Genomic DNA, 12,035 nt, shown 5'->3' with positions numbered 1-12,035 from the left:
TGTTATCCTTTCATTCCGGTCAGCGTGATGCTTTCCACGAAGTATTTCTGGCCGAGGAAATAGAACAGCAGCGAAGGCAGCATCGTGACGACGGAAGCCGTCATGAGGAAGTTCCACTGGACGTTGTTCTCACTCTTGAAGAAGTTGATGCCAAGCGCCAGCGTATACAGCTCCGGCTTGTTCAGGTACAGTAGCGGAGTCATGAAATCGTTCCAGACGCCGTTGAACTGGAGGATGGCCACCGTGATGATCGCAGGAATGGTCAGCGGCAAAATGATGCGGACGAGAATGCCGAGCGTGCTGGCGCCGTCGATCTTGGCCGCCTCCTCCATCTCGACGGGAATCGTCATGAAGAACTGCCTCAGCAGGAAGATATAAAAGGCCGTGCCGAAAAAGGCCGGTACGATCAGCGGCAGCAGCGTGTTCATCCATCCGAGTTCCTTGAACAGGTAGAACACCGGAATCATCGTGACCGAGGTCGGCAGCATCATCGTCGACAGCATGAGGATGAACAGCATGTTTTTGCCCTTCGCCTTGAAGCGGGCGAATCCGTACGCGACGACCGTGCAGGACAGCACCGTTCCGATAATGTTCGGCACGGTGACGGCAAGCGTGTTGAGCAGCCAGCGGCCGAACGGAAGGCCCGTGAAGGTCGTGATGTAGTTGTCCCAACGGATCGGATCGGGAATCCACTTGACAGGAACCGTGAACACTTGGTACGACTCCTTCAACGAAGTGGACAGCATCCAGGCGAAAGGAACCAGCATCACGAGCGAGCCGGCCAGAAGCAGCGCATACACGATGGTTTGATGGAGCCATTTGTTTGTTCGCATGCCTTTACTTCCTTTCCCCTTCATAGTAGACCCAGGCGTCCGAGGACTTCACGACGATCAGCGTCAGCACGAGAATGATGATGAACAGGAACCAGGCGAGCGCGGAGGCGTAGCCCATGTTGAAGTTCTCGAACGCGTGCTGGAACAGGTAGTAATTGTAGAACAGCGTGGAGTTCATCGGTCCGCCTTTCGTCATGACATACGCCTGCCCGAACGTCTGCAGCGCGCCGACGATGCCCATGATCAGGTTGAAGAAGATCGTCGGAGTCAGCATCGGGACGGTGACGTTTTTCAGCTTCTGCCAAGCGTTGGCTCCGTCGAGGTCGGCCGCCTCGTACAGGGACGGCGAGATGCCCTTCAGGCCGGCCAGCCAGATAATCATGCCCCCGCCTACTCCCCAGAGGCTCATGATGACCATGGAAGGCATCGCCCAGTTGGGATCGTAGATCCAGCCCGGTCCCGAGATGCCGAAATAACCGAGGATCGTATTGAATAATCCGATTTCCGGATTGAATATCCACATCCATAAAACCATGACCGAAACGCCGCTGACGACGGCCGGCATATAGAAGATCGTGCGGAACAGCCTCATTCCCCAGGCGGCCTGATTGAGCAGCAGGGCCAGCGCAAGCGAGAACACCAGTCCCAGCGGTACGGATAAGACAGAGTAGATTACGGTTACTTTGAGCGAAGTCCAAAAAAGCGGATCATGATTCAGCGCCTTGGAATAGTTTTTGAACCCGATAAATTTTGCTGGCGTCAGCAAATCCCATTTGGTCAGGCTGATGATAAACGAAGCGATCATCGGACCGAGCACGAATGCCAGAAATCCGATCAGCCAAGGAGAGATCAGCACATAAAACCATATGGCTTCCTTGCTTGTAGCCCGCATTGCCTTCTTGCGGGGAGCAGCTGCGGTTGTTGCGGAAGCGCCGTCCATCTCCGGCATATTCATCTTTTATCACCTCAAGCGGATTAAGTGGGACCGACTCCGCCGCCTCAAGGCATGCGGCTGGTCCGTTCGGTTGCAGGCAGGATCCGTGCAGCCGGGACAGGGGAAGACGATCCTCTTCCCCTTCCTGCTGCGCGGCAGCGCCGCCAAGCGGCGCCATCCCAAGGCTTACTCGGATTTGGCCGTTTGCAGGTCCGCATCGCCTTGTTTGGCGGCTGCGTCCAGCTCTTTCTTCACGTCGATCGGCTTGCCAAGCATCATTTTGTCCATGACCGATTGCAGCGCCTTGCCCCCGGTCGTGCTGAAGTAAGGGCTCGTTTTTTCCGGGAAATCCTTGATGTTCGGGATATCGTCGAGGAAGGGCTTGAGAGCCTCGTCATTCGTCTGGCCGAGCTTCTCAGCGGTAGCTTTGACCGCCGTGAACGCATAGGCTCCGAGAAGCTCCTGTCCTTCGGGACCGGTCAGGTATTTCAGGTAGCTCCAGGCCTCGTCCTTGTTGGCCGACTTGGAATACAATCCATACCCGGCGTAGCAGATCGTATTGGCCGCTCCGCTCGGGCCGGCCGGCATGGCGACGACGCCGAAGCTCAGGTCCTTGTTGCTCTTGTAATCCGTCACCGGCCAGCGGCCTCCTACGCTCATCGCCACTTTGCCTGCCGCGAACAGATCGACGCCCTTGAACGCCGCGCTTTCGGTGCTGGACGGGGAAATGCGGTCCTTCTGGTACATGTCCTGGTACAGCTCAAGCGCTTTCACCGTTCCGTCGCTGTTCATGAAGCCGTCGAACTTCTCTCCGTCGGGGCTGATGACGCTGCCGCCGTACGCATTGATCAGAGGCAGGACGGCACGTGTCCACGCGCCTGGCAGGTTGACTCCCCACTGGGTGATGCGGTCGCCGTCTTTCTTCGTCAGCTTTTTGGCCGTGTCGTACAGCTGCTCCCAGGTCCAGCCTGCTTGCGGATAGGGCAGGCCCGCTTCGTCGAACAATTTTTTATTGTAGAATACGGCCAGGTCGGAATAGTCCTTCGGCAGCGTGTAGTATTTATCGCCGAGCTTGCCGACGTCGAGGACGTTGGCGTAATAATCGTCCAGCTTGATTCCGTTGTCGCCTTGAATATAGGAGGTCAAGTCTTCAAGCGACCCCTTGTTCATGAACATGCTGATGTCTCCGTCGCCGATCTGGAATACATCCGGCGCCTGGCCGGCTGCGATCTGCGTCAGCAGCTTCGTGCCGTATTGATCCGGCACGGATTCGATGGACACCTTTACGTTGGGATGCGCTTTCATATAATTGTCCGCAATTTGCTGCTGGATCTTGAGGCTGTCTCCTCCGTCCCACGTTCCGACGCGGAGCTTGACTTCTTTCGCTTCCGTGCCGCCTGAAGCGTCTGCGTTGCTGGCTTTGCCGCTGTTCCCGCTCGCCGCGTTGCCGGAATTGGAGCCTGAATTCGTACCGCAGGCCGTCAGCGCGATCGCCGCCGACATCCCGATGGCCAGTAATGCGGTTCCTTTGATCTTCATGATTGGAACACCCCTCTAAAATAGTGGTTATATTAAGGGCCGGCGCGGGGCGCGGGCCCGAAATACCTTCATTCGCCTATTGCCGTCCTGCCAAGGAAACCATGTCGACGGTCCAGCCATCCGGCAACTCAAGCACCGTAGTCCGATACTCGCCTCCAGTACGCACGATTTCCACCGCCAGCCGTCCGTCGCCGATCCGCATCCCCTTCACGGACAGGCGGTTCATTCCTTCCGGCAAAGACGGCTTCAGGCTGATCGTCCTGGAGGACGGATCGAACTTCAGCCCCGTCATCGCCGTGACGAACACGAGCGGAGTCGCCGCGGCCCATGCCTGCGGCGAGCAGGCGACCGGATAGCGGACCGCGCGGCCTCTTGAAGCCGAATATCCGCAGAACAGCTCCGGCAGGCGGCCGTTCTCGAAATGTCCGGACGCCTCCAGCAGTCCTTCCATTACGACAGCGGCTTCCTTGTCGAGGCCGTACCTGGCAAGGCCCATCAGACAAAGCGAATTGTCATGCGGCCAGATGCTGCCGTCGTGGTAGCTCATCGGGTTGTAGGCTTTCTCGCCTTCCGCCATCGTGCGGATGCCGTAACCGCTGAACATCTCCGGCGAGATCAGCCGGCGGGCAACCGCCTCCGCTCTCTCCGGCGACACGAGGCCGGACATGAGAACATGGCCCGGGTTGGACGTCACGGTGCCGACCTGCGCGCTGTCTCCATCCAGGGCGATCGCGTAGTACTGGCGATCCTCCATCCAGAAGCGCTCCTCGAACCGCTGCCTCAGCGCTTCGGCTTCCGCCTCGAGGCGCACGGCCTGACCGCTCCTCTCCGGATCGTTCAAGGTCCGGAACAGGCCGGCGAGAGCTTGCTTGGCTTGATAGACGTAGCCTTGCACCTCGACCAGGGCTACCGGAGCTTCGGCGTAGCGGCCGTCCCGATGGACGACGGAATCGGCGGAATCCTTCCATCCCTGGTTCGCAATGCCTTTGGATGACTCCTGATAATAGGAGGTGAAGCCTCTGCCGCCGTGGTCCCCGTACCGGTCGATCCACTCCAGCGCCCTGTCCGCATGGGGCAGAAGCCGCTTGAGCGTATTCACGTCCCCGGTCCATCTGACATATTCCCCGAGCAGCACCAGGAACAGAGGCGTCGAATCCACCGATCCGTAATACGGATTGAAGGGAACCTGATTCGTGTTCGCCAGCTCTCCCTTGCGGAGCTCATGCATGATTTTGCCCGGCTGCTCGTCGCGCCAAGGATCTTCCTTCGTCCCCTGGAAATGAGCCATCGTCAGAAGAGTTCCTTTGGCCGCTTCCGGCTGGATCGGCAGCAGCTGCAGCGCCGTAATGAGGCTGTCGCGGCCGAACGGCACCGCGAACCATGGCAGACCTGCGACAGGGAACGGTCCGAAGCCGATGTCCGTCAGCAGCACGCGGATATCCTGCAGGCCGCGTCCGTACAGCCGATTGAAGGCGGGCAGATCGCTGTCGACGGATGTCGCCTGCTCGTTCCACTCCCGGTACGACCGGCGCAATGCTTCCAATGCCTCGTCCCTCGGAACGAGCCGCGCTTCCTCCTCTCCGAACGTCGGGGCGAAGCTGAAATGAACCGCGCTTGACTGTCCGGATTCCAGCTTCATCCGGAATGCCGCTTCCCCTTCGGGAGAGAAGCGGTCCGCTTGCCTGGACCAGCGGGCGATGAGGCTGCGCTTGATGCCGTCCAGCCCGTCATAAGCGAACGCAAGCCCGTTCTCGCCAGGCAGAGGCGGAGCTGCGACGCCTGCGCCTCCGCTCTGGAAACCCCGGATGACGAACATATCCGTGAAGTCGGCCGCGAATCGAAGCGACAGCTCGAATTCCCACGTCGTCGGACTGTAGTTTGTCGCTTCAACCGTTTCATAGAGCACATCGCCGTAAATGAAGCGGGTCCGCTTGATTTCGATGGATTCCCGCCACAGCTCGAGCTTGCCGTCCATCTCCATATGCGGATTCGTAAGCAGGATGGTGGACAAATAATTCTCATCCGCCTCCGAGGAGAGGACAATCGGCTTCTTGCCGTTGATCCGCAGCTCCAGCACGCTCAGAAAGCGGGTATCCCTTGTATACAAGCCGAAGCCTTGTCCTTCTTCCTGCCGCTCCGGGATATCGCCCGAATGGTCGGTCATCAGGAACAGATCGTTCTCTTTTATCACGCGGTAGTCCATGTGTATGCAATCCCCTTTAGATCTCCAAAACGTTTTGGACAACTTTACATGATGTCCATAAATGATCATGCCTTATAAACACTGATATTCCTTAATTAGGAAGCGCTTACGTGTCAACCAAAACGTTTTGGTAATTTCCGAAAATAAAACGCCCTTCCGCTGTCACGGTTTTTCACAGGGCGACGTGCTTTCTCTTATCATCAATTCGTTATGGAGCATGATCTTGTGATTCACAGGCCTGCCTTCAATGAGGTCAACGAGCAGCTGGGCAGCCTGGTAGCCCATTTCGTATTTGTTCTGGCGGATGGTCGTAAGCTTGGGAGAGCTGTAGGACGCGATCGCAATGTCGTCGTATCCCACGATCGAGATTGTCTCCGGCACCTTGCCGCCGCTGCGCTCGACTGCCCTCAGCGCTCCCAGAACCATCAAGTCGCTCGCCGAAAATACGGCCGTCACTTCAGGGTGATGAAGCAGAATCTCGAACATCGCCTCGCAGCCGCCCTCTTCCGAGAAGCTGCCGTTGAACACCAGCTCGGGCCTGTAGGCGATCCCGTGCTTCTCCAGCGTCTTCCGGTAGCCGCTCAGCCTCTCCAGGCTGACCGCCGCATCGTTGTGGCCGTTGATCATCGCGATATGGCGATGCCCCTGCTCGATCAGATGCCTGACCGCCATGGAAGCTCCCTCCACGTTGTCGGTCGTGACATGTCCGAGGCAGCTGCCCTCGGCAGGAATGTCGATCAGCACACATGGAAAGTTGGAGTCGTAGGTCACTTCCTGCAGGTACGGGTCCTGGACTCGAAGGCCCGATATGATGGCGCCGTCCACGTTCCTTTCCTTGCACAGGTCGCTGTAGGATTTGGACATCTGCTTCTTGGCGTTCGTGCTGAACAGCATGATCTCGTAATCCAGCTCTCCGGCCCGGTCGTTGATGCCGCACAGAATCTCAAATGCCATCGCATCCTTCGCTCCGGCCCGGTTGATATCCGACAGGATCACGCCGAGCGTCCGCGTTTTCTTGGTGACCAGGCTGCGGGCGAGCACATTGGGGCGATAGTTGAGCTCTTTGGCTGCTTTCTGGATTTTTTGGCGGGTTCCCTCGTTCACATCGTCATAGCCGTTCAACGCTCTGGAAACGGTTGTGACGGAGACTCCCGCATACTTCGCCAAGTCTTTTATGGTGGTCAGTCTTCCTCACTCCTTTCTTCCAAAACGTTTTGGAAGTCTTTACCCGCTCAGTATAACGGAAAACCGAAAACGCTTGCAACAGTTTTTTTTATTCCTTTTTTTACTTGTCCCGACAACCTGCAATGGAGCTGGAGCATGCCCAATGCGGCACCGGTCGGAACAAAGAGAACCGAGCCATGAATGCCGTCCGGATAAAAAAGCCGGATAAGAGCCTGGCCGTTCTCCATCAAGCGCTAGGATTGCCAACACGCCGAATGAGAGCCGGCAGCCGCTGCCCGTCCAGAATCCAACACAAAAGCCGGGCCGGACCTGTCTTGGACAGATCCGGCCCGGCCTGGCTTGCCGAGCTTATTTGCGGTCGAATGAAGCCTTCCAGACGCCTTCCAGCCAAGAATCGAACTCAGGGCCTTTTTCGCCTTCGTAGACGTCATAGACATCGCTTCTCGTCTTCCTGAGCTTCTCCTTGAAATCCTCCAGGGAATGGCCTTCCGGAAGGCTTTTGCGGATGCGGACGATAATTTTGGATACGCCCTTGACCGGCTCGGATTTGCTGCGCGCCGGAGCTTGGACCGGCTCGCCGAAGCCCTTGAGCCCCGAGTAGGCCGCTTCGCGGACGGCATAGACCGGGTCGCTCGCGAGCAGGCGCGTCATGATTTCAACCGACTGAGGCTGCTTGTGCTTGCCGAGCTCCTTGACGGCGGCAAGACGCGCCTTCCAGTCGGAAGTGCGGCTGGCCGCACGCTTGAGCTCCGCCATAGGGTCCAGTTCTTGTTCCAGCTCCGGCTTGAATTCTTCCTGTTTCAATGGAAATTTCCCCTTTTATCGCTTCATAATCAATCATGTTGCCAGTGACGGCTGTTTATACGTCGGCGGTCTCTTCGCCCAGCACCCCTACGAATGCGCCGAACACCTCGTTGCCGAGCAGCACGCCCTGGGAAGTCAGCCGATAGCCGGTGCCCGGGCGAAGCGGCGTGCCTCCCGGCAACGTCCCGGCGCCGCCGTCGACACGCTGCATCAAGCCTTCCTGCAGCAGCGGCTGCAGCTGGCTTCCGAATACGCCATCGATCGTATGCCCCGGGAACTGCTGCTCGAAATCCCGGTCGCGGACGCCGTCCAGCAGCCTCAGGCCGACCATCATGAAGTCCTCCATCGCGTCCGTATCCGGGACCCGCTCCTCCGACAGGCGGGGCAGCCGCTGCAGTCCGGCGTCGATGTACGGCTGCACGCCTTTGATGTTCACATGCCTGAGCCCGTGGATATAGCCGTGCGCGCCGGCTCCAAGCCCGTAATAGGGCTCATTGCGCCAGTAGGTGGAGTTGTGCCGGCTCTCGAAGCCGGGCTTCGCGAAGTTGCTGATCTCGTAATGCTCGTATCCCGCTCCCTGCAGGCGATCGATGAGATGGAGATACATTTCCACATCCTCGTCCTCGGTCGGCAGCGGCAGCTCGTTGCGCTCGTACATATGGTGGAAGAGCGTGTTCTCCTCCACCTTGAGGCTGTAGAGCGAGTAATGCGGCAGATCCAGCTCCAGAGCCTTGTCGACGCTGTCGGACAGCATCGCGACCGTCTGCTTCGGCAAGCCGAACATCAGGTCGATGGACAAGTTGCGGAAGCCCGCCGCCCGCGCATTGTCCAGGCTGCGGTAGACGTCGTCCACGTTGTGGATGCGGCCGATCCGCTCCAGAAGTCCGTTGTCGAACGACTGGACACCGAAGCTCAGCCGATTGACCCCGCCCGCGAACATGACCGCAAGCTTGTCCGGATCGGTCGTGCCGGGATTGGCCTCCATCGTGAATTCCGTTCCTTCGTGCAGCGGGAAATGCTTCCTTACGGCGGCAAGGAATCGCTCCATCTGAGGCGGAGTCAGCACCGTCGGAGTGCCTCCTCCCACGAATACCGTATCGATGCGCTCGGCCGGAATCGCGGCCAGAGTGAGCTCCATCTCCTTCTCCAGCGCGGTCAAATAGCTGTCGACCGGCTGACCCTGCAGCACATAAGAGTTGAAGTCGCAGTAAAAGCATTTGTTCGTGCAAAAAGGGATATGAATGTAAAGCGCCTTGGGCGCGTGCTTCAGCATGGCGATGCCTCCTCTACCGGGAACCGCTGCACCTCGGGTTCCCTTAAACGCCGCAAGAGGAGAGCCGCGGCTCTCCTCCAGCGAAGCTGGCGGCCGAATGGACAGAACGCTCATCCGGCCTATGTCCAGTCATCAATCCTCGTCGATTTTCAGGACGGCCATGAACGCCTCCTGCGGAATCTCGACGTTGCCGACCTGCTTCATCCGTTTCTTGCCTTCCTTCTGCTTCTCGAGCAGCTTGCGCTTCCGGCTGATGTCGCCGCCGTAGCATTTGGCAAGAACGTTTTTGCGCATCGCCTTGACCGTCTCGCGCGCAATGACCTTCTGCCCGATCGACGCCTGGATAGGCACCTCGAACATCTGGCGCGGAATCAGATCCTTGAGCTTCTCGCAGATGACCCTTCCGCGCTGATAGGCGCGGTCGCGGTGCACGATGACGGACAAGGCGTCGACCGTCTCGCCGTTCAGCATGATATCCATCTTCACCAGCTTGGACTGGCGGTAGCCGGACAGCTCGTAGTCGAAGGAAGCGTACCCCTTCGTGCTGGATTTCAGCTGGTCGAAGAAGTCGTAGACGATCTCCGAAAGCGGAATCTGGTACGTAATGGTGACGCGGTTCGTATCCAGGTACTCCATGTTCACGAATTCGCCGCGCTTGTTCTGGCACAGCTCCATGACGGTGCCGACAAAGTCGTTCGGCACGATGACGGCGGCCTTGACATACGGCTCCTCGACATGCTCGATCTTGCCGACCTCCGGGTAGTTGGACGGATTGTCGATGCTGAGCACCTCGCCGCTCGTAAGCGTCACGGAATAGATGACGCTCGGCGCCGTCGTGATGAGGTCGATGTTGAACTCGCGCTCGATGCGCTCCTGGATGACGTCCATATGGAGCAGGCCCAGGAATCCGCAGCGGAAGCCGAAGCCGAGCGCTGTCGACGATTCCGGCTCGAAGGTGAGGGACGCGTCGTTGAGCTGCAGCTTCTCCAGCGCCTCGCGCAGGTCGTTGTACTCCGTGTTGTCGATCGGATACAGGCCGCAGTATACCATCGGGTTGATCTTGCGGTAGCCCGGAAGCGGCTCGGGAGCCTTGCGCTTGGCTTCGGTCACCGTGTCGCCGACGCGCGTGTCCTTGACATTCTTGATGCCGGCGACGATGAAGCCGACATCTCCTACGGCAAGCTCGTCCACGATGCTCATGCGCGGCTTGAAGGCGCCGACCTCGATGACCTCGAATTCAGCGCCGGTCGCCATGAAGTGGATCTTGGAGCCGGCCTTGATGCTGCCGTCGACGACGCGCACGTAGACGATGACGCCCTTGTACGGATCGTAGTGGGAGTCGAAGATCAGCGCCTTGAGCGGCTGGTCGGGATCTCCCGTCGGAGCGGGAACCTTCTGGACGACCTGCTCCAGAATCTCCTTGATGCCGATGCCCGCCTTGGCGGAAGCGAGGACGGCGTCGCTCGCGTCGAGCCCGATGACATCCTCGACCTCCTGCTTGACCCGCTCCGGCTCCGCGCTCGGCAGGTCGATCTTGTTGATGACCGGAAGGATCTCCAGGTTGTTGTCCAGCGCCAGATAGACGTTGGCCAGCGTCTGGGCCTCGATGCCCTGGGCCGCGTCCACGACCAGCAGCGCGCCCTCGCAGGCCGCGAGGCTGCGGGAAACTTCATACGTGAAGTCGACGTGTCCGGGCGTATCGATCAGGTTCAGGATGTACTCTTCCCCGTCGTCGGCCTTGTAGCCGAGGCGCACGGCCTGCAGCTTGATGGTGATGCCGCGCTCGCGCTCGAGATCCATCTGGTCGAGCACCTGCGACTGCATTTCGCGGGAGGTCAATGCTCCGGTATATTCCAGAATACGGTCGGCCAGCGTCGACTTCCCGTGGTCAATATGCGCGATAATGGAAAAATTCCGTATCTTCTGTTGGCGGTCGCGTACGTCTGCCATGCTTAACTATCCACACCCCTCAATTATCTAACCCATTCGTACCATTATACCCGAGGCGGACCGGGGCGGCAATGAGCGGCAGGGAAAGGAAGCGGGCCAGACGGCAAGCCGATTATTTGGTAAAGGAGTCGAAGAGGGTTACGATCATGCGGATGCCGGAGCTGGATACGCTCTGCAGCATGCCGGCCGTTCCGTCGGCAAGGCGATTGACGCCGGTGTCGGAATCCAGCGGCGCGACTCCCGGCAGCCTGTACCGTTCATCCCCGGCCGAGTATCCGTTCCATGCCGAGACGTCTCCGGACGACGCGCCGGACGACTCCGCATCGCCGGCGAATGCCGTCTGCGCCTCCGCCGGGGCGGACGGCTGGACGCCGTACTTCTTCTGAAGCTGACGCAGCTCGGCTTCGTATTTCTGCGCCGCCTGCAGCTGCTCGCGCGCTTTCGCGGCTTCCGCGAAACGCCCGACCGCCGCGGGATCGGAGCCCTCGATCGGTCCGTATACCCGGTTGATGCCGCCCGTCGTCATCTCCATCCCGAACATCAGCACGGCCGCCAGGGCGGCGCCCAGCACGGTCCATTTGAGCTGGCTTCTTCTGCGCATGATGACCTCTCCTCTCGGTTATTGTAATGGAATCAAGCTTTTTCGCCCGCGAAATACAGATCCGCGATGACTTCGGCCAGAGCGTCGGCCGTCCGATAGCCTTCCTCCAGCGAGTTGTCGATGCCGCCGACCTCGACGAGCACGCTGTCCGAAGCCAGCGATTGATTGTACTCTCCGTTGCCGGTCGTCACGGTCTTGCCCCAGATTCCGCGCGACAGACCGGGATAACGTTCGTTCAGCATGCTGTGGATCTGCTCGGCAAATTTCTCGTTTTCTTCCCAATTCGGATTTTTGCGGCCGATGATGAAAAATACTTTCGCGTAATCCTTGCCGCCGATATTCACCGTCGTCGTCTTGCGCTTGGCGGAATCCCGGTGGATATCGAAAAAGAACTTCAGTCCTTTATTGGCGCTCATCGCTTCCTGCACGCTCTTCTTGGAATACTTGTAGCTCATCGAATACTTGAAGCCCGGGATCACAGAAGGATAATCCGTGCTGGAGTGAACGGCTCCGACACCGCGTTTTTCCAGCTGCCCGGCCAGCCTCTCTCCGATATTGGCCACGTTGACCTTGGAGGATTCCGGATTCGTTCCGGGCTTGCCCACTTCCGGATTGTAGGACTCGCGGATGTGCGAATGATAGATGAACACGGCCTTGCTGCCGCCAGCGGCGGCCCCGGGCGCTCCGCTGCCGGCCCCGCCGCTCGCCGGTCC

10 protein-coding genes are annotated in these 12,035 nt (G+C 59.0%); all 10 read right to left on the bottom strand.

All coding sequences use genetic code 11. The features are described from left to right. Window positions 1-2 precede the first annotated feature (2 nt). A complete protein-coding gene (locus tag PHU01S_RS19675; protein WP_198156145.1) occupies window positions 3-833 on the bottom strand; it encodes a carbohydrate ABC transporter permease in 831 nt (276 codons plus the stop codon). 4 nt (window positions 834-837) lie between these two features. Further along, complete coding sequence (locus PHU01S_RS19670) at window positions 838-1,788, bottom strand: carbohydrate ABC transporter permease (protein WP_021879832.1); 951 nt, start codon at window positions 1,786-1,788, stop codon at window positions 838-840. A 165-nt stretch (window positions 1,789-1,953) separates the two neighbouring features. Further along, complete coding sequence (locus PHU01S_RS19665; protein ID WP_049867702.1) at window positions 1,954-3,306, bottom strand: ABC transporter substrate-binding protein; 1,353 nt, start codon at window positions 3,304-3,306, stop codon at window positions 1,954-1,956. Window positions 3,307-3,382: 76 nt separating this feature from the next. Continuing rightward, complete coding sequence (locus tag PHU01S_RS19660; RefSeq protein WP_127509468.1) at window positions 3,383-5,509, bottom strand: amylo-alpha-1,6-glucosidase; 2,127 nt, start codon at window positions 5,507-5,509, stop codon at window positions 3,383-3,385. 162 nt (window positions 5,510-5,671) lie between these two features. After that, window positions 5,672-6,694, bottom strand: coding sequence for a LacI family DNA-binding transcriptional regulator (locus PHU01S_RS19655; protein ID WP_049867704.1), 1,023 nt, complete (start codon window positions 6,692-6,694; stop codon window positions 5,672-5,674). A gap of 348 nt (window positions 6,695-7,042) precedes the next feature. Next, the gene (locus PHU01S_RS19650) at window positions 7,043-7,450 is read right to left on the bottom strand and encodes a HEAT repeat domain-containing protein (RefSeq protein WP_048750104.1); all 408 of its coding nucleotides are present in this window, start codon (window positions 7,448-7,450) and stop codon (window positions 7,043-7,045) included. A gap of 103 nt (window positions 7,451-7,553) precedes the next feature. After that, on the bottom strand, window positions 7,554-8,771 hold the full coding sequence (gene hemW / locus PHU01S_RS19645; protein WP_049867705.1) for a radical SAM family heme chaperone HemW: 1,218 nt from the start codon (window positions 8,769-8,771) through the stop codon (window positions 7,554-7,556). A gap of 132 nt (window positions 8,772-8,903) precedes the next feature. Further along, window positions 8,904-10,721, bottom strand: a complete 1,818-nt coding sequence (gene lepA / locus PHU01S_RS19640; protein WP_048750098.1) for a translation elongation factor 4 — start codon at window positions 10,719-10,721, stop codon at window positions 8,904-8,906. A 112-nt stretch (window positions 10,722-10,833) separates the two neighbouring features. Further along, window positions 10,834-11,322, bottom strand: a complete 489-nt coding sequence (locus tag PHU01S_RS19635; RefSeq protein ID WP_049867706.1) for a hypothetical protein — start codon at window positions 11,320-11,322, stop codon at window positions 10,834-10,836. A 32-nt stretch (window positions 11,323-11,354) separates the two neighbouring features. Continuing rightward, the coding region (gene spoIIP, locus PHU01S_RS19630) for a stage II sporulation protein P (protein WP_164763130.1) at window positions 11,355-12,035 on the bottom strand (681 nt) is incomplete at its 5' end.

The organism is Paenibacillus humicus NBRC 102415 (assembly GCF_004000905.1).
Lineage (GTDB): Bacteria > Bacillota > Bacilli > Paenibacillales > Paenibacillaceae > Paenibacillus_O > Paenibacillus_O humicus.
This window is presented reverse-complemented; position numbering and strand designations above follow the sequence as displayed.